Raw genomic sequence first — 18,083 nt, forward strand, 5'->3', positions numbered from 1 at the left:
TAGGTTTAGGCGAAATCTGTTTCCGAGCCTACCAGGTTTTACTTAATTATTTAGGGGGAGGATGCAGACTGTCAGAATAGATAGCTGATAATTGTTTGGTATTGCAGGAATGGGAATGACAGATGGTTAATTGATAAAGTTATAAGCCAAATGACGGAATCCAGTTCACTGTGAAACCAGAAAAAATCGACACCACGCATGATTGCGTAGTCGTTGGGGCAGGCTCTGGTGGGTGTGCAGTTGCGCGTCGTTCACTTGACCATATTTTGGCTTTGTAATAACTCTACCACGGTGGAGCTATTACGTAAAGACTCTATCCTCTTGGAGTGAATAGCTACCGGAAAATCTTGTAAAGAATTCGTAGAAAGCTTTTTCACCCTAGCAAAGCGGTTATTGGCGTTTTCGGTGATCGATGCGCCGTTTGGCACTTCATTAGCAAGGTCAACATGAGACTGTAGTTACCTGACAGAATATTTCTATCAAGCGTACCAACCTGAACGATTTAAAGTCCTGGTCGCCATCCTAACATTTTCACCCAAATTTCGTCAAACCATGTTTCGTCTTAATCAACTTGCGCCGAGCGCACTAATGGTTTTGTTGCTGGCTTTCTTCTCAGGGAATCCGGCCCAGGGTCAGGCTAAGTCGGCCGGCCTTAAAAATGTCGTTTTAGTCCATGGCGCGTATGCTGATGGCTTCAGTTGGAGTAAAGTGATTCCGCAGCTCCATGCCAAAGGCCTCAACGTCACGGCGGTACACCTGCCACTCACTTCTCTGAGGGACGATGTCGCGGCTACCAAACGGGCCATTGCCCGGATGAAAGGGCCCGTACTGCTGGTCGGGCATTCGTGGGCGGGTATGGTCATTACAGAGGCCGGTAATAATCCCAAAGTAGAAGGGCTTCTCTACATATCGGCCCTGATTCCCAACGACGGCCAGGCAGTGGTCGATGTGGTAAAGGGCTATCCAGATTCACCCGGCGGTGCTGAGACTCAGGAGGATGCTTCCGGCTTTTTGTATCTGAGTGAGAAAGGAATGAATGAAGATTTCGTACCCGATTTATCACCGGTCGAACGACTGAACGTGTACGCCACCCAGGGGCCATGGGCCAAGAAAGCGTTAAGCGACAAAGTGTCTAATGCCGCCTGGAAAACCAAACCATCCTGGGTTATCATCGACAAACAGGATCGTATGGTGAATCCGGTCCTGCAACGGGACCAGGCCAAACGAATCAAGGCAACAACGCTGGAACTCAACAGCGGTCACGTATCGATTCTGTCTCATCCGAAAGAGGTGGCTATGTTTATCACGGAAGCGGCCCACAAACTGTCCACGCAAGTCAGCGTACGCTAAACGGAAGATCTCAATACCCTACTCGTGAAGGCCTTCTCGAGTAGAGATCATCTGACTACTCAATCAACTCAAATCATGACACGCATGGGCCTGCATGGGTTTGGCCGGATTGGAAGACATTTTCTGCGAATCGGTCTCCAAAGGAATTTGTTTGTGCCAGTCTCTATTTCGGATATAAAAGATGCCCCAACGCTAGCGGCCCTGTTTGCCGTGGATACCAACTACGGCCGTTGGCCCGAACCGGTTTCGGGCGGTGACGCGCAGATCATCATTGGTGGACGGGAGATTCGGTACGTTAATGCCACAAAGGAACTTCCCGATTGGGACGCTCTTGGCGTCGATTTGGTGGTTGACTGTACAGGGCGGGCCACCACCCGTCCTGGCGCACAGGCCCATATCAACCGCGGGGCTAAGTACGTGTTGATCAGCGCGCCCAGTAAAACGCTGGCCGATTGTGATGCGGTACTGCTGAAGGGAATAAACCTGGAAGACTTTACTCCTGCCAGTCATCGTATTGTCAGTACGGGGAGCTGCACAACCAACGCCCTGGCCGCTCCCATCAAGGTGTTGCTGGAAAACTTCGGGATTAAGTATGGTCTCTTTTCAACGGTGCATTCGTATACCAACTCCCAATCGCTTACCGACCAGCCCATGAAAGATCGGCGGGACTCGTGGGCGGCCGGTGAGAATATAATTCCGTCTTCTTCGGGAGCGGCCAAGGCGTTGAAGTTTATCTGGCCTGATCTTCAGGTTACGGGAAAGGCTTATCGCGTACCGACCCGCACGGGTAGTATTGCCGAGTTGAATCTGGTTACGGACAAGGAATGTACGGTGCAGCAGGTGAATGATGTATTTCGTCAGGCGGCCGTAGAAGGGCCGTTGAAGGGTGTCATGGATGTGCTGGAAGAGGAATGGGCCTCGTCCCGAATCGTGTATGATTCCCATTCCTCCCTTATTGATTTACCTCTGACCGTGAAAGAAGGTAACATTCTATCGGTCGCGTCCTGGTACGATAATGAATGGGGCTTCTCGAACCGGTTGGCCGACGTGGCAGCCTTCATGGCCGAACGGATTTAAGAAGTCTAATGACCCTGGGAAAACGGGAGTTCATCAACCGGTTATTTACCTGCAGCTCATACAGTATGCTACCCTCAGAAAAACCAGTGCGTACAAATCCTAAAGGGGTTGTTATTCGCCAAAGTCCGTTCCCGGCCCGCGAGACGATTGATCGGTTGGAATCGCTGATTCGTCAACGTGCTATTACGTTGTACGCACGCATTGACCAGCAGGCCGAATTACAAAAGGTTGGACTTCACAGTCGGCCCCTACTGTTCATCCTGTTTGGCAACCCGAAAGGAGGTGGACCGGTGATTCTGGAGAATCCACTCGTAGCGCTCGATCTGCCGTTAAAAATAATCGCCTGGGAAGACGAGCAGAATAAAGTATGGGTCGCTTATAACAACGTAACATATATAGGAGAGCGTTACAAAGTGTCGGTTGAGGTTGTTTCGGCGTTACGCCTTGATGGGTTGGTGGCCGAAGCGTTGAATCTGGAGTAAGATCTTATTAGTATGAGACAGCTTGTCGCCCCATTTATACCGGCCCCGTTTGAACTGCCGCCTTTGCCCTATGCGCTGGATGCGTTGGAACCCTTCATAAGTTCGGACAGTGTCGATCTACTCTACAACGGGTACCACACTGCTTACGTGCTGGGCCTGAACGGAGCCCTCCGCAACGCCATGCTTCCGGCAGAATGTTCGTTGCCTGAGTTGCTTATACGGTCGTCTTCGATGGGTGTAGGGCTGCAAACCTACGTGGCTGGGCATTATAATCTGTCGTTGTTCTGGAAAACGATGAGTCCGTGGGCTGGCGACAGGCCAGCCGGTATCCTTGCCGAAGCGATCCAGGCAACGTTTGGTGGCTTGGAGCCATTGGTAAATCAGGTTATTTGCCTGGCCCATCAGATCACGCACAATGGCTGGATATGGCTAGTATCCCGCGACGGCCGCTTACTATTGGTTACCACGATTGGCCATCGAAATCCACTGATGGACTGTGAACCAGCCGATCAGCGTGGATTACCGATCCTGGGACTGAATATCTGGAAGCAGGCTTACCACGGAACGTACGAGAACAGAGTGGCCGATTATACTGCGCAATGGTGGCCACACATCAACTGGCGCGAAGTTGAAAACCTGTACCAACATTCGTTGTGAGCGTGAATATATCTGTTACAAATAATAAACAAGCAATACTTTATGGCACAATTGTATTGGTTATTCGGCACGCACCTCACCATATTAACGGACGAGCAACAAACAAATTCCCGGTATGACCTGATCGATGGTCGGTTGGCTGCCGGGGTAGAAACGCCTTTGCACCGTCATACCAAATACTCGGAAGCAATCTATGTCCTGGAAGGAGAATTTACGGTTTACACGGATAGCGGGGCAGTTACCTTAATACCTGGCGGTCATACGTTCATTCCGATAAACACCCCGCACGTAGTTTTGGCGTCGGGTGATGGAGAGAACCGAGCCCTCACCGTCGCTTCGCCTAGTGGATTTGCGAAGCTGATTCGTAGCGCCGGTACTCCAGGAAATTTTGGAAGCTTGCCGCCCGACGAATCGAATGAAATGAGCTTGTTTTTGAAACTATCCGAAGAAATCGGCGACGTTCTGCTGGGGCCACCCGGTACCCGGCCGGAGTTGAAAACAAAGCCGATACAATAATGAAAAGTCCGCAGTCGCGAGGGCACAGAATCAATTCAATTTATCAGGTAAACAAATTATTTCCATGGAAGCACAACAGGCAGTAGCTACGACCTGGGTCATTGACCCTACCCATTCCGAAGTGCAGTTTAAGGTAAAGCATCTGATGGTTTCAACCGTAACCGGCCTGTTCAGCCGGTACGAGGGCAAACTGCAAATGGATGGTGATGATTTTGAAGATGCGAAAATCACCTTTTCGGCCGATATAGATAGTATCAGTACCGGCAATGCGCAGCGGGATGAACACCTGAAATCGGCGGAGTTTTTCGATGCCACCCAGTTTCCAACCTTACTTTTTAAATCAACGAGTATGATCAAAACGGGGGCTGACTCCTACGTACTAAACGGGCATCTTACCCTACATGGCTTAACGAAGCCTGTCTTGTTAAAGGCTGAATATGGTGGCCAAATGCAGGATTTCTACGGCCAGACCAAAGCCGGTTTTGAAGTCACCGGAACGATCAGGCGCAAGGAGTTTGGCTTAAACTGGGATGGAGTGACCGAAGCCGGGGGCATTGTGGTGAGTGACGAGGTAAAACTGGTGTTGAACATTCAAGTTATCAGGCAGAATTCACTTAACTGAAGTTTCTGGTTTTACAAAAGCCTCGTTAAAGCAGTTGTGAATCACGATTAAAACGTATATATCAATGAACAAAGTAATCTTTATTACAGGAACAAGCTCAGGATTTGGTAAACTTACCACCATTACGCTTGCTAAAAATGGGCATACTGTACTGGCCGGTATGCGGGGAACCAAGGGGAAAAATGAAGCGGTGGCCCGGGAACTGGTGGCTCTGGCTAATGTGGATGTGGTGGAGATCGATGTGGCCGATGACGCTTCGGTTTCCAATGCGTTCGAACAGGCATTAGCCAAACACGGCCGCATCGATGTTTTGGTAAATAATGCGGGAATTACCGGCTTTGGTTTGGTGGAAGCTTATAGTCTTGACCAAATACGACAACTGTTTGAGGTAAATTTTTACGGTGTTATCCGCACCTATCAGGCCGCATTGCCGGCTATGCGTAAAGCAAGAAGCGGATTGGTCATTAATCTCACCTCCGGAGCAAGTGCCCATGCCCTCCCATTTATGGGGCCGTATTTTGCTTCGAAATTCAGTGTAGAAACCATCACGGAAGCGATTCAGGACGAACTGGCTCAGTTCAATATTGAAAATGTAACTATTCAGTCTGGTGTATACCCAACGGAAATGGCCGTAAAACCGGGAAACAATGCCGACAGAACCGAAATTATCCAAGCATACGAACCCATTGCAACCGAAATGTTCAATACGTTAAGTGCAGGGTTATTCGGTAAAATGCAGGCGCACAATATGAACCCTCAAACCATAGCGGATGGTATTCTCGAATTAATTTCCATGCCGGACGGAACCCGGCCGCTTCGGTTTCCCCTGGATGCGATAGCCGAAGGAACGGATGTAGCTTTCATTAATGCACGGGCAGACTTCAAAGCTAAATGGCGTGCCAAGTATATCCTTTGATTCAAAACGGGTGATGTCTATCCAGATTGCTAAATAAAATCAACCAAAACACTAAGCTATGGGACAGCTTCATTATGATACCGTGTCAACCGCTGTTGAGGCATTACGGCGGGAAGGCTACACCGTAGATTTTCGGTTGGAAGAAAACAGCATGGTTTTCCCTACGGATCGGTTTCGCTACGATGAGTTCGACATTGTGGATGTCTATCGGTACGAGGGCGAAACGGACCCGGCCGACGAAGCCAGCGTGTACGCTATACAATCTAAATCGGGTGTGAAAGGCATTCTGGTCACGGGTTATGGCGCGTCCGACGATACCTTTTCCTCCGAACTTCTTGCCAAATTAAGAAGAAGGTGATAAACCCTTGAGTCACCCGAACAAAACGGATCAGGCGTTGGCGGAATAAACGTCATCACGAAATAGCAGTCGGATAGTCAACCCCGACTGACCGCTAATCTGTAGCTGCCCGCCCAGTTGTTCGCTGAAGCCCCGCATCAAGGTAAGTCCCAACGAACGGCTCTGTGCCGGGTCGAAGTCGGCGGGCAGGCCCACGCCATCATCGACAATCCGCAACTCATAGCCAGCCCCTTCCACTTGCCGCAGCTCTACCTGCACCCGGCCCGGACGACCATCAGGAAAAGCGTACTTAAGGGCGTTAGTGATGGCTTCGTTAATGATTAGCCCCAGAGGCACTGCCTGGGTGACGTCTAACTCGATGGGTTCCACCTGTAAGTTAAAAAAAATGAGCTGAGGCAAATCAAATGACTCATGGAGGTAGTCCACCAGTTCAGCAATGTAATCGGCCATGGGGATGCGGGCCACGCCTTCGGTCTGATAGAGCTTCTGGTGGATGAGGGCCATGGCCTGCACCCGGTGCTGGCTCTGCTGGATGGCTGACAGAGCGGTCGGGTCGTGCAGAGAAGCGGTCTGGGAGTTCAACAGGCTCATGACTACTTGCAGATTGTTTTTGACCCGGTGATGGATCTCCTTCAGCAGCAACTCCTTTTCGTTAAGTAGCTGATCTTTGTCACCCAGTAACTGAGTTTGCTGACTCAGCAGAAAATCCTTTTCGGTAAGAAGTGTGGAGAGCCACTCATTTTTCTGATTAATCTCTACCTTCTGGGCTTGAAGAAGCTGGTTGCTGCGTTGTTTGAGCCGGTAGCGGTTGTAGCTCAGCCCCAACAGGGCGGATAGTAAGGCGGTACCGCCAATGAGGGCGTTGCGCTGAGTTTGCTGGGTTTTGTTCTGCTGGCTGAGCAGGGTGATGTCCTTCTGGCGGAGTTTGAGTGTCTGCTCTTTCTGGCGGATCTGGTAACGGACATCGAGTTCGGCCATCTGTTTGTTGGTGGTCTCGTTGAGCAGCGAGTCTTTCAGGGCCGTGAAGCGCTGGTAATAACGGAGAGCTGAGGAGTAATTAGCCTGGGCTGAATCCACTCTAAACCGCAGCAGGTACAGTTGCATTGTTTCTATAGATCGCAACTGTCCTACATACGCATCCATTCCTTTCAGGTAAGGAGCGGCTTTAGCGTATTGAGCGGTGGTTACGTAGAACTCACTGATGTACCGGCAGATGTAGGGCTCCATGGTTTCTCCCTCTTTCCTACTCCAAGCAACGGCCTCCAGAAAATACTGCTCAGCCAGTTCGTACTTACCAAGGGCTGCATAACACTGCCCAAAGCCGACGGCCATACTCACCTTATTCTCATAGCTGAGCGGTAGGCGCTGGCTTATGAAGTCTTCCAATAGGCTCAGCGCTTTTCTGGCTTGGCCTGTTTTCAACAGCGACTCTGCCAAGCGTCGTATCAGCGCTACGTGGACAACCACTCGGCCCTTCTGCTGACTCACGGCCAGGGACTGCCGATAATAGGCTGAACATTTGGCATATTCTCCTAACTCGAAGTAAATGTTTCCGATGCAGAAATACGGCCAGTCTAATTCATTCCGCAGGCTACTGCGCTCGATGTCTTTGACTGCTTCTAAATTATAAAATAATTCTTTGTATGCCTGATTAGTCTGGGCACTTACATCACCTAATAAATAATAAGCATTAGATAAATTGGATACTAGGACCTGCGATACATAATAGCTATCTTCCAAAAGGGCGTGTTGAGCTCGATTGAGGGCTGAGTATCCAATGGCTTTTTGAATGGATAGGGCATTTAGCGCTAGTCGCTCCACCTGTTTTGGATTGACTTCTAACAAGTTTTTATAGCCAACCAACAATAGAAGTAGGGCTTCACGGGGTCGGTCGCTCAGTTGGCGGGCCAACGCGAAAGCCCGACTCAGCGTATCGGAGTTTTCACAGTATTTAAATTGACTATATTGAGCTGTTGCCCATTGTAGCCTGGCCCGCAGTTCGCCCGCTTTATCACCTGCCCGCTGGCGAGCATCGATCACCCGCCTGAACCAGGCCCCGCTGCTCTTGCAATCCCCTTTAAACAAATAAGCAACGCCGGTTAGCATCTGGCTTTCCTGTTGCCAGGACTGGCTCTTCAGGCGCTGGCTGAGCCCCTCGGCTTTGCCAAAATACCACAGGGCACTGTCAAGATTAGCCTCCTGATAATAAGTCGGCCTGAGCTTGTTTTTGCCCAACTCCAATAGCAAGCGGATATGAGTTACGCCACTCAGGCTGGAGAGTATTTTCTTTACTTTATTCAGCTTTTCCTGCTTGATGTAGATTTTACCTTGTTGAAAGAGGGCTTCTTGTTGCCCCCTTTCATAGCGTAGTTGTTGGCTTAGGCCCGCTGCTTGATTGGCTAAGACAAGAGCGGTGTCCAGGTTGTGGCGGTAGTTGAGCGTCCGGCACTGGTAATAATCACTCAATCGTAGCAGTGTCCCTATTCGGCTGGTATCGGCTTTGCTGGCTCGCAGGAGGAGCCGCAAACTGTCGGCCTGCGCCACGGTGAGGGCCTGGGCCTGTAAGGGTAAAGCCAGAAAGCAGCCAGCCAACAGCCCTACTAAGAACGTAATAGCGTATCGCATAGTAGGCAGAATAAGATATTCGTTTTAGGAAACAAAACGGTGAGCAGCATCTGGCTGACTTCCTGTTACAACTATGTCAGCTATCTATTGTAAAAAAATAAACAATTATAAAACAACGGGTTACGTGGCCTGTATCAACGAAGTCCAGGCTAACTAACAACTTGCGAAGCCACAAAATAAACTGATACATGTACTTAGTTACTCAGGATTTGACCATAGACACTTCGTCATGGAAGAGGAGCCGAATATTCAGCCCCGCTTGCCCGCGAATCTGGAGCTGGCCCCCCAGTTGTTCATTGAAGCCATACATCAGCGTCATACCCAGCGACCGGCTCTGGGCCGGGTCGTAGTCAGCTGGTAAGCCCACCCCATCATCGGTAATAACTAGTTCATACTCCCCGCTACTTAGTTCACAAAAGCCCACCTGCACCGTTCCCCTTTGCCCAGCCGGAAAGGCGTACTTAAGGGCGTTGGTGATGGCCTCGTTGATGATCAGCCCCAGGGGCACCGCCTGGGTGACATCCAGGTCGATAGGCTCCACCTCCAGCGCAAAGCGGATGGGTTGAGGTAAGTCATACGAGTCGCGCAGATAAGCCACCAGTTCAGCGACGTACTCCGGCATGGCGATACGAGCGATGCCTTCACTCTGATAGAGTTTCTGGTGGATGAGGGCCATGGCCTGCACCCGGTGAAGGCTCTGCTTGATGGCCGACAGGACCGTGGGGTCCTGGAGCGCAGCGGCTTGGGAGTTGAGCAAACTCATCACGATCTGGAGGTTGTTTTTGACCCGGTGGTGAATCTCTCGTAAGAGCCTTTCCTTTTCTTCCAGGAGCCTCTCCTGCTTCAGGAGTAGGTCATTCTTTTGGGCCAGAAGAGAATTCTTTTCCCCCAGCAATTGGGAGAGGTGTTTATTCTTGTAGTGAATCTCTTTCTGTTGCGCTTGTAGTTCTTGTTTTTGCATTTCCAGCAGCAAATTGCTGCGCTGTTTAAGCCGGTAGCGGTTGAAACTGAGCCCTAATAGTGAGATTAGTAACAAGGTGCCACCAATGAGGGCATCACGCTGCGTTTGCTGGTTTTTGCCTTCTGCACGAAGCAGGGTGATGTCCTTCTGGCGGAGTTTGAGTGCCTGCTCTTTCTGGCGGGTCTGGTAGCGGACATCGAGTTCGGCCATCTGTTTGTTGGTGGTCTCGTTGAGCAGCGAGTCTTTCAGGGCCGTGTAGCGCTGGTAGAGGTTAAGGGCTGCGGGGTAGTTAGCCTGGGAGGAGTCCACTTTGAACTGCAACTGCATCAGTTGCAATTTTTCAGCAGCCGGTACTACTCCGGCATGGGCTACTAGTCGCCTGAGATACGGAGCCGCTTTGGCGTATTGAGCCGAAGCCACGTAAAACTTACTAAGTTGCAACCAGGCAATAAATGTCCCTTCAGTTTTATCATTCCAGGCAACGGATTCCAGGTAATACTTTTCGGCCAGTTTGTACTGCCTGAGGGCTGAATAACACTGCCCAAAGGCGGCTGCAATATTCATTTTACCTGCGTAATCTAGAGGAGGGTGTTGGCGGGTAAAGTTCATTAACAACTGTAGGGCCTCGTGTGTCTTGCCCTCTCTTGTTAGCGACTCGGCCATCCGTCGGATCATTCCTGCGTAAACAGCCACTTCTCCCTTCCAATGACTCACGGCTAAAGACTGTTGATAGTAGGCTACTCCCTTGGCATACTGCCCTAGCTCATAGTAGCTGTTTCCCAGCCAGAAATAGGGCCAGTCCAGGTCTTCACGCAGGCGACTACGCTCCAAGTCCCTGATCACTTCCAATTTGTAGAATACCTCTTTAGTCGCATTAGGCGTTGTTTCTACTATATGGGCTAACACACCATTGGCGTTTAAAAAGTTGAAAAGAAATACATGCTGCAGATAATCGTTTTCAACCACCAGCTCGTGGAAAGCCCGGTTGAGGGCTGGATAGCCAATGCTTTTCTGAATGGCCAGGGCCTTCAACCCTTCCTGCTCCGCCTGCCTTTGGTTGCCTTCAATCGAACGTCTAGTTCCAACCATTAACCACAGAAGGGCTTCACGAGGCTTGTCGCCAAGATGACGGGCCAACGCGAAGGCCCGGCTCAGTGAGTCAACCCCGTCATAGCATTTCCGTTGAGTATATATAGTCGCTGCCCACCGCAGCCAGACCCGCAACTCGCCCGCCTGATCCCCTGCCCGCTGGCGTGCCCCGATCACTCGCCTGAACCAAGCCTTACTGCTCTCACAATCGCCTTTAAACACATAGGCAACCCCCGTCAGCGTTTGGCTTTCTTCCTGCCATCGCTGGCTTCCCATGCGTTGGCTCAGTCGTAGGGCCTGACTAAAATATAACAGGGCACTGTCCAGATTGGCCTCCTGAGAGTAGGTAGGCCTGAGCTTGTTCTTGCCCAACTCCAACAGCAAGCGGATATGAGTTACGCCACTCAGGCTTGAGAGCATTTTCTTTACTTTATTCAGCTTTTCCTGCTTGATGTAGATTTTACCTTGTTGAAAGAGGGCTTCTTGTTGGCCCTTGTAATAACGAAGCTGCTGGCTTAGGGCCTGTGCCTGATTCGCCAGTACCAAACCCGTGTCTAGGTTATGGCGGTAGTTGAGCGTCCGGCCCTGGTAATGACTGCTCAGCGCAAGCAGTGTCTCAACCCGATTAGTATCAGCTGTGCTGGCTCGCAGGAGGAGCCGCAAACTGTCGGCCTGAACCACGGTGAGGGTTTGGCCTTTTAGTAGCAAAGCCGGGAAGGTTCCGACCAGCAACCCCAACAAGATCGAGAAAGCGTATCGCATAATAGGCGGGGCTGGGTAGACATTTTATAAAGGGAAAAGTAAATGGATTACTTAAGACCTTTTCCGTAAGTGAATCCATTAGTATAAAGGTAAGTAATTCATTCACAAACGAATAGCTGCCTTCGTCATGTATGACCCAGCTAAGCAACCATTTTCAATGCCAAGCACTAAATTATTTATCCGTGCAAGCTTAATTCAATAAGAATTGCTCATCACAGGCGTCTTATCCCTACCCTGTATTCATTCGTGGATCAACTTTCTTAGAGATTCAACCAGCTAACAATACCGCAACCTGTATAGCATATCCAATACGATGGAGAAAAACGTTGGAGAATCCAATTCAATGGAGTGCCGATAGGCTAACGCGCTAACCAGATTGGACAAATAGCAGGCTTTATGACTGCATTGACACAGTTTTTACACTCAGCAATTCCTTTTATTGCTTTGGCACGTTTTTAGAAAACCGGTTGGATGAACGGTTGGGCTTCACTCGATGTGCAACCAGAAGGAGAGGTGTTGCCGCGTGAATTAGTTGACATCACGTTTACAATCAGTCTCCAATAATCCGTGATATACAAAGAGACTGTTACCAGTCTTTTTAATAAGATCAGCGGAAAGCCCAGCTTCAGCAATTGCCAGTTGGCAGTATGGATAATGACCTTACCAGCCCGGAACAAGTATGAAAGCCGCCGTATTGAATCAATTAGGAACATCCCCCGACTATGAGGATGTTGAGGACCCCGTTCCTCAGGATGAAGAGCAGCTCATGGAAGCGGCTTCGCTTAAAAACATAGATCGGTTGAGAGCCGGGGGAAAACACCCGGCAAACCATTCGAATCTTCCAGCTATTGTGGGGATTGATGGCGTGGGCACGTTGGAAAACGGAACCAGAGTGTATGATAAGGCCTGACCGGGATGATGGCGCAGAAGGGGTTAATCGCTAAGACCAGATACACCGTATTGCCCGACAAACTGGATTATAGTACGGCGGCGGCCTTACTCAATGCCGTCATTGGATCGGCAATGGCCTTGCATTTTCGGGGCAAGATGGAGCCGGGAATGACGATTTTAATTAACGGAGCAACAGGCGTAACCGGACAAGTTGCGGTTCAGGTTGCCCGGCACTACGGAGCGGCTAACATCATTGTTACCGGTAGAAATCCAGCGGTTTTGGACAGGCTCAAGTCGTTTGGAGCAACCACTGTTATCTCTCTGGAACAAGCCGGTGATCACTTCATCAAACATGTGAGGGAGAGCCATGCCGAAACCCCTATTGACCTTGTTCTGGATTATTTGTGGGGATATCCAATGGAATTGGTATTGAAAGCATTAGTAGGGGGTGGATCACGTAAAGTACGCATTGTAACCGTAGGCGATGCCGCCGGAAGCAGCATCCCTTTAGCCTCGATCATGCTGCGTAGCGCTGCCATCGACTTACTGGGCTCCGGTATAGGAAGTTTATCCCAGCAAGAACTGAAAAAGTTCGATACGGAAGTTTTGCCGGAAATGTTTCAACTGGCCGCCGACGGAAAACTATTGATAGACACCCAAAACGAACCCCTGGAAACTATTCACCAGGTGTGGAACAAGGAAGGGAAAGCCGGTAAACGAATCGTGATTGTCATGAATTGATCAAAAGTCAACGCCAGTAATCATCTGGGCGCTGGTAACGATTAACATAAAGATAATATGGCTGCTGATTCAGAAAATGGCTTGCAGAGCCTTGGCCTGCACAACTTGGCTTTTACGGTCTCCGATGTAGAAAAAGCCATTCAATGGTACGGGGATATACTCGGTTTTCAGGTTCTGCGCCGGGAGATCTTTACGGCACTCGGTGACGCTGAAATTGCTTTTCTACAAAAATCGAACATCCGCCTGGAAATTCTGAGGGTCCGGGATGGCTTTCGCATCAAAGAGTTGTTTGCCGATGCTCCGGCGCACCTACTGCCGATTGGCAACAAGTCGTTGGTGTTGCAAGTCAATGATCTTCATGACGCCACAATTGAATTGGAAGCGAAAGGTGTGACCTTCGTCTGGAAAGAAATGAACCTGACGGGAGATGGTATGCCTTCGACTATGATACGGGACATGGACGGGAACTTCATCAATATCTTCCAAAGAGAAGTGTAAGCCCGGTGTTTATCAGGTTTACAGAACGTAAGTCCAGGTCAACCCGCCCTTTGGGTACTAATTGCTTCACGTATGGCCATTTCGTCTACCGATTCAGCTCAGGCTCGATCAACTTCGTCCAATGAGGCTCAACTATCAGTCCGGGACGTTCGCGGGCAGGCACCCGTAGTACCGCTAACTTCAGAACCGCCAGCCAGACTGTTTGTAGATGATCCTCTGACCGAACCTTTAGCTTTGGGTCGGGTGGTTGTCCAGTACCGCACCGAAAATCTGCACATTGTGCCGGTATATGGCCCGGCGGCACTGGATGTTTCACCCCGTATCGGACATCTGCACGTGACGGTTGATGATGCGGCATGGCACTGGCTTGATGCCAGCAATGAACCACTAACCATTAAAGGACTGCCTGCGGGACCGCACCGTATCCTGATTGAGCTGGCTGATCCTGTCCATAAAGTAATCGATGCCAAAACCATCGACTTTGTCATTCCGCCCTACAAATAGGGTGGCAATGAGCGTCTTCCCCGGCGGGGACTGTAAACGTCCGCATGGCCGGAAAACCAGGAGATTTATTTTTCACCTGTTTAAAGGAAAAACTGTATGAAAATAGCCGCAACACTGCTGGCAGCCGTTTTATTACTGGCTGGCAAGTATACGAATGTATCACCTTCACCCCGACACAGTGCCGGAGAAACCGATTCCATTTATAACATTCAGATCCCTGATGGGTACCGCGACTGGAGGTTGATCTCGGTGGCCCACGAAGAAGGTACGCTAAACGATTTGCGTGCCATATTGGGCAATGACATAGCTATGGAAGCTTACAGGAAAGGAACACGTCCTTTCCCGGACGGTGCCATCATAGCCCGGCTATCCTGGGATTACGTCTCCTCGGATGAAAACAACAACGTATTCGGCCGTCGCCAATCCTTCGTGGCCGGCCACCCTAAGAATAATCAGTTTATAATCAAGGACTCAAAAAAATACGCATTGACCGGGGGGTGGGGATTCGCACAGTTCAACGACGGCGAATCCGTCAACGTAGCGGTGCACGCCACCTGCTTCCCCTGTCACCAATCTGTTCAGGGACGCGATTTTGTTTTTACCCAGTATGCACGTTAATACGGGAAGCAGTAACGCAGTCCTTGCCCGCGTTCATTGCTTTCTTAGGGCAATGTTCCGATCTGCCGCAAAGCCTGTACAATTACCCGCACAATGGAATGAATCACTTAAGAATTGGAACAGAAAATTGAGATGAGAACTGCGAAAGAATTACTACTCAGTTACCTGAAAAACATCAACGATGCTGATAAGATTATTGACTTATTCGCTGATGATGCCACCATCGAGCTACCTTATCTGGGTAGTTTAGGTATGCCCTGGCAATGGCACGGGAAAGCTATTTTGTACCAATTTCTTCAAAGCCTTCCCCAAACCTTTGCTGGTTTTGTATTTCAGAATATCAGGATACATATCGACACGCCCGACCAGGTGTTTGGCGAATATGATGTCGATGCTACGGTCATGGCAACCGGCTTACCTTATAAACAAGCCTATATGGGAAGACTTGTGGCCGAAAACGGCAAGATTAAATTGATTCGTGAGGCTCTCGATATGGTACAGGTTGCCAAAAGTATGTTTCCTGATGGGGCTCCTGGCCTGCCAGGCGAATAAACGCTTCTCCCAGACCAAAGACGAGCAGAAAAGACGGATGGTTCATTTACTGAATAAAATCCCGGACGGTGAACCGCGTCGACCGCGTCTTAAATGGACTGAAATTATGAAAACGCTTAATCCAATAGGATTGCAATCAACACCCGAAAATGCGGCCGGTAAGAAGTCAACCGACAGATTCTTATCTCGCTTGCCCGTAAATCTGTTTGCTTCGGTAGTAAGCTTGGCAGGGCTAACGGTTGACTGGAGACTTTCGGCCCGCCTGTTTGGAACTGATGTCGGCATCGCAGATTTCCTGGGACTAACCGCCTGGAGTGCTTTCATCCTGTTATCCATCGGGTATGGTCTGAAGGCATTTCGTTACCCCAAACAGGTGATGGCCGAATTTAAGCATCCGGTCGTTAGTAGCTTCTTCGGTACAATCTCCATTAGCATCCTGTTACTTGCCAATTCAGTAATTCACTATTCGCTCCAGCTGGCGGAGTTGATTTGGCTGGTAGGTGCTATTCTCATGATCGCTATTTCGTTCCTGACAACGTATCACCTAATTACCATTCAACAAAGTCGCCTGAATGCAACACCAGCCTGGCTCATTTCGGGCGCAGGTACGTTCAATATTGCTGTAACGGGTGGCTCAATGACGTTTGGGGCCGCCGAAGAATTAAAGTTGTTGGGGTTTTCAATAGGAATGGTCCTGGCCCTCATTTTCTTGACACTCATTTTTTCACGACTCGTATTTGAGAACCGACTTGACCAGTCATTGATGCCCTCTCTGTTTATGCTAACTTTACCGTTTTCCCTCGCCTTTCAGGGGTACCATACGTTAACCAACCGAATTGACTTATTCAGCATGGTACTTTTCTATTTCGCTCTGTTTCTGTTTGCCGTTATTGTTCTTAGGGTTACCTACTTCAGGCTACCGTTTACGCTCAGTTGGTGGAGTATGGGATTCCCCATTGCCGCGTTATGTAAAACGGCTCTAGAATACGCCATCTATAAACCGACAATACTGACCCGTAGCATTGCGGTTGTTCTGCTGATTGGTCTGACACTTTTAATCGGGTTTATGGCAATTCGAACTCTTTATGGGCTAATATCCAAGCACCTGTCGTAACGTATTTGCGTTTGATCTGAGCTTTTCGCTGTCCTTATGCAGTTCGCGTTTTTGACTGTTAACGTAGTAATGACTGAACTGTACATGTCATCAGTCTAGGTGTAAATCAAAGTCTAATTCGGAACAACATGAAAGATCCTTGGCTTGAAAGGTGGGAAAATAGGTATAGCAACCAAGAGTATGCCTATGGAGTCGAACCGAATGAATTCCTGAAAGAACAGTTACAGAAAATGGACGTTGGAACAATACTTTTCCCCGCCGAAGGAGAGGGACGAAATGCGGTATTTGCGGCTAAACTTGGTTGGAAAGTTTCAGCATTCGATATCAGTACACAGGGGCGGAGTAAAGCGTTACAATTAGCCCTGGAAAATAATGTCAGAATCGACTATCAGGTTGGCGAACTCCCGGCATTAGGGTATGAAAATGAGCAATTTGACGCCATTGCATTAATTTATGCTCACTTTCCCGCCAGGCTGAAATCTGCATATCATCAGTTGTTAAACCAGTACTTACGTAAAGGGGGGCTAATCATTTTTGAATCCTTCAGCAAAAACCACCTTGCGTACAGACGTAAAAACGAAAAAGTTGGCGGTCCGACTGATATTGGGAGTTTATTTTCAATGGATGAATTGACATCAGATTTCAAAAACTACGATGTTTTAGAGTTGACTGAAGAAATAATTAACTTGAAGGAAGGTGTCTATCACAATGGAGAGGGGTCTGTTATTCGATTTGTCGGGCGAAAAAAAGCTGATCAGGCCGTCCCGCTATAATCGGAATGACAGAAAAAGTTGTCTTATGACCAGTTTGAAAAGTTTAAACATCTTCGTTTTTCATCTGATGTATGTTCACCAGGCACATCTTAGTTCATTCTCTTGATGGATGTCTTCACCTTGCCGAATTCTTACCTAACGTTCTGCTCGGCCTTTTGGGTATCGTTTTCGGACGCCTTTTTCCGAATCATTCAGGGCTATGCAGGCGTCTTCGACCACAGCCTTCCCTTGCTGTTGGGCCTCCTCACCGAGGTGAACAGTATTTTTCTCAATGTAATCCAGCACTTGACTCATATGAGTATTCTGCGCGGGTGTAATCACAGGCAGCGTTTCAAGTCTTTCAATTTTATCATGTGTCACCAACAGTTTACCCACTCCAGTCATAAATTGGACAGCATCAGCGGTTGTGGCCCCAGCTTTGATTTGCTGCACTAAGGCTTTCCTTTTAACTATGCAAGCAAAGGAGATCGGTCGATAGTTTATCAAATAAATGCAAGGTCGTGTTACTATCAAATCGCTTTCGTGACGGATGGTGCCAAGAACTCCAAAGAGGAATTATTCGTTATAATCATATACGATAAAGACAACCTAGTAGCTATCTGGGTAGGATGCTTTCATTGGTTCTTCAAGTCCTATATTTTCGGATATTACTTTACGGAGGGTCCAAGGTAATGGACAAAACTCCAAAAAAAGCAAATTTAGGAGGGGCCGGTGGTCATTGCCGGGCCATTGATGGCCTCGCTGGTGGCGGCTCTCGAAGGAGCCGTAGTGGTGGGTGGGCTTACTGCGCTGGGGGCCACTCTGTATAGCTTAGGGATTCCAAAAAATAGTGTTGTGCAGCATAAGACGAAACTCAAAGCAGGTAAGTTCATGCTGGTGGCCCATGTAACTGTCGACAAAGTGGAGAACGCCCGCGACATTCTCGGCATCAACCATGAAATTCCGGCAACCGTTCTGGTGTAGCCCGTATTCAATTA

Annotated in this window: 20 protein-coding genes; 17 read left to right on the forward strand and 3 right to left on the reverse strand. The window is 49.1% G+C overall.

Annotated features, from left to right (window positions below):
- The first annotated feature begins 552 nt into the window (after positions 1-552).
- From ACYVHB_RS26370 to ACYVHB_RS26405, 8 genes are all read left to right on the forward strand, one after another.
- Positions 553-1,350 (forward strand): alpha/beta hydrolase, encoded by a 798-nt coding sequence (locus tag ACYVHB_RS26370; protein ID WP_461054825.1) that lies wholly within the window; start codon positions 553-555, stop codon positions 1,348-1,350.
- Between the two features lie 75 nt (positions 1,351-1,425).
- Positions 1,426-2,427: a type I glyceraldehyde-3-phosphate dehydrogenase gene (locus ACYVHB_RS26375; protein WP_461054827.1), complete on the forward strand. Its 1,002-nt coding sequence runs from the start codon at positions 1,426-1,428 to the stop codon at positions 2,425-2,427.
- Positions 2,428-2,513: 86 nt separating this feature from the next.
- On the forward strand, positions 2,514-2,909 hold the full coding sequence (locus ACYVHB_RS26380; RefSeq protein ID WP_461054829.1) for a DUF302 domain-containing protein: 396 nt from the start codon (positions 2,514-2,516) through the stop codon (positions 2,907-2,909).
- A 12-nt stretch (positions 2,910-2,921) separates the two neighbouring features.
- The gene (locus tag ACYVHB_RS26385; protein ID WP_461054831.1) at positions 2,922-3,566 is read left to right on the forward strand and encodes a superoxide dismutase; all 645 of its coding nucleotides are present in this window, start codon (positions 2,922-2,924) and stop codon (positions 3,564-3,566) included.
- Positions 3,567-3,608: 42 nt separating this feature from the next.
- On the forward strand, positions 3,609-4,082 hold the full coding sequence (locus tag ACYVHB_RS26390; RefSeq protein WP_461054832.1) for a cupin domain-containing protein: 474 nt from the start codon (positions 3,609-3,611) through the stop codon (positions 4,080-4,082).
- A 64-nt stretch (positions 4,083-4,146) separates the two neighbouring features.
- The gene (locus ACYVHB_RS26395; protein WP_461054834.1) at positions 4,147-4,704 is read left to right on the forward strand and encodes a YceI family protein; all 558 of its coding nucleotides are present in this window, start codon (positions 4,147-4,149) and stop codon (positions 4,702-4,704) included.
- Between the two features lie 64 nt (positions 4,705-4,768).
- Positions 4,769-5,620, forward strand: coding sequence for an SDR family oxidoreductase (locus ACYVHB_RS26400; RefSeq protein ID WP_461054836.1), 852 nt, complete (start codon positions 4,769-4,771; stop codon positions 5,618-5,620).
- A 58-nt stretch (positions 5,621-5,678) separates the two neighbouring features.
- The gene (locus tag ACYVHB_RS26405; protein WP_461054838.1) at positions 5,679-5,978 is read left to right on the forward strand and encodes a hypothetical protein; all 300 of its coding nucleotides are present in this window, start codon (positions 5,679-5,681) and stop codon (positions 5,976-5,978) included.
- Positions 5,979-6,008: 30 nt separating this feature from the next.
- Here ACYVHB_RS26405 and ACYVHB_RS26410 read toward each other — a convergent pair whose 3' ends face one another.
- On the reverse strand, positions 6,009-8,603 hold the full coding sequence (locus tag ACYVHB_RS26410; RefSeq protein WP_461054840.1) for a tetratricopeptide repeat-containing sensor histidine kinase: 2,595 nt from the start codon (positions 8,601-8,603) through the stop codon (positions 6,009-6,011).
- A 202-nt stretch (positions 8,604-8,805) separates the two neighbouring features.
- Positions 8,806-11,415: a histidine kinase dimerization/phosphoacceptor domain -containing protein gene (locus ACYVHB_RS26415; RefSeq protein ID WP_461054842.1), complete on the reverse strand. Its 2,610-nt coding sequence runs from the start codon at positions 11,413-11,415 to the stop codon at positions 8,806-8,808.
- A 679-nt stretch (positions 11,416-12,094) separates the two neighbouring features.
- On the opposite strand from ACYVHB_RS26415, the gene ACYVHB_RS26420 reads away from it, so the two are divergent.
- The 8 genes from ACYVHB_RS26420 (at position 12,095) to ACYVHB_RS26455 (ending at position 17,106) form a co-directional block, all read left to right on the forward strand.
- Positions 12,095-12,325, forward strand: coding sequence for a hypothetical protein (locus ACYVHB_RS26420; RefSeq protein ID WP_461054844.1), 231 nt, complete (start codon positions 12,095-12,097; stop codon positions 12,323-12,325).
- 5 nt (positions 12,326-12,330) lie between these two features.
- Positions 12,331-13,047: a zinc-binding dehydrogenase gene (locus tag ACYVHB_RS26425; protein WP_461054845.1), complete on the forward strand. Its 717-nt coding sequence runs from the start codon at positions 12,331-12,333 to the stop codon at positions 13,045-13,047.
- Positions 13,048-13,104: 57 nt separating this feature from the next.
- Positions 13,105-13,545: a VOC family protein gene (locus ACYVHB_RS26430; RefSeq protein WP_461054847.1), complete on the forward strand. Its 441-nt coding sequence runs from the start codon at positions 13,105-13,107 to the stop codon at positions 13,543-13,545.
- A gap of 72 nt (positions 13,546-13,617) precedes the next feature.
- Positions 13,618-14,049 carry a DUF6130 family protein gene (locus ACYVHB_RS26435; protein ID WP_461054849.1) on the forward strand — a complete coding sequence of 144 codons (432 nt, stop codon included), beginning with the start codon at positions 13,618-13,620 and terminating at the stop codon, positions 14,047-14,049.
- 96 nt (positions 14,050-14,145) lie between these two features.
- A complete protein-coding gene (locus ACYVHB_RS26440; protein ID WP_461054851.1) occupies positions 14,146-14,667 on the forward strand; it encodes a cytochrome P460 family protein in 522 nt (173 codons plus the stop codon).
- A gap of 114 nt (positions 14,668-14,781) precedes the next feature.
- Entirely contained in the window at positions 14,782-15,219 is a 438-nt protein-coding gene (locus ACYVHB_RS26445; protein WP_461054853.1) for a nuclear transport factor 2 family protein, read from the forward strand.
- Positions 15,191-16,333 carry an SLAC1 anion channel family protein gene (locus ACYVHB_RS26450; protein WP_461054855.1) on the forward strand — a complete coding sequence of 381 codons (1,143 nt, stop codon included), beginning with the start codon at positions 15,191-15,193 and terminating at the stop codon, positions 16,331-16,333. Before ACYVHB_RS26445 ends, ACYVHB_RS26450 begins: the two co-directional genes overlap by 29 nt.
- A gap of 128 nt (positions 16,334-16,461) precedes the next feature.
- Positions 16,462-17,106, forward strand: a complete 645-nt coding sequence (locus ACYVHB_RS26455; protein ID WP_461054856.1) for a class I SAM-dependent methyltransferase — start codon at positions 16,462-16,464, stop codon at positions 17,104-17,106.
- 135 nt (positions 17,107-17,241) lie between these two features.
- On the opposite strand, the gene ACYVHB_RS26460 is transcribed toward ACYVHB_RS26455, so the two are convergent.
- Positions 17,242-17,538, reverse strand: a complete 297-nt coding sequence (locus ACYVHB_RS26460; protein ID WP_461054857.1) for a hypothetical protein — start codon at positions 17,536-17,538, stop codon at positions 17,242-17,244.
- 300 nt (positions 17,539-17,838) lie between these two features.
- Between ACYVHB_RS26460 and ACYVHB_RS26465 the strand changes: the two genes are divergently transcribed.
- On the forward strand, positions 17,839-18,069 hold the full coding sequence (locus tag ACYVHB_RS26465; RefSeq protein WP_461054859.1) for a hypothetical protein: 231 nt from the start codon (positions 17,839-17,841) through the stop codon (positions 18,067-18,069).
- Positions 18,070-18,083 lie beyond the last annotated feature (14 nt).

It is taken from the genome of Spirosoma arcticum, from assembly GCF_054779955.1.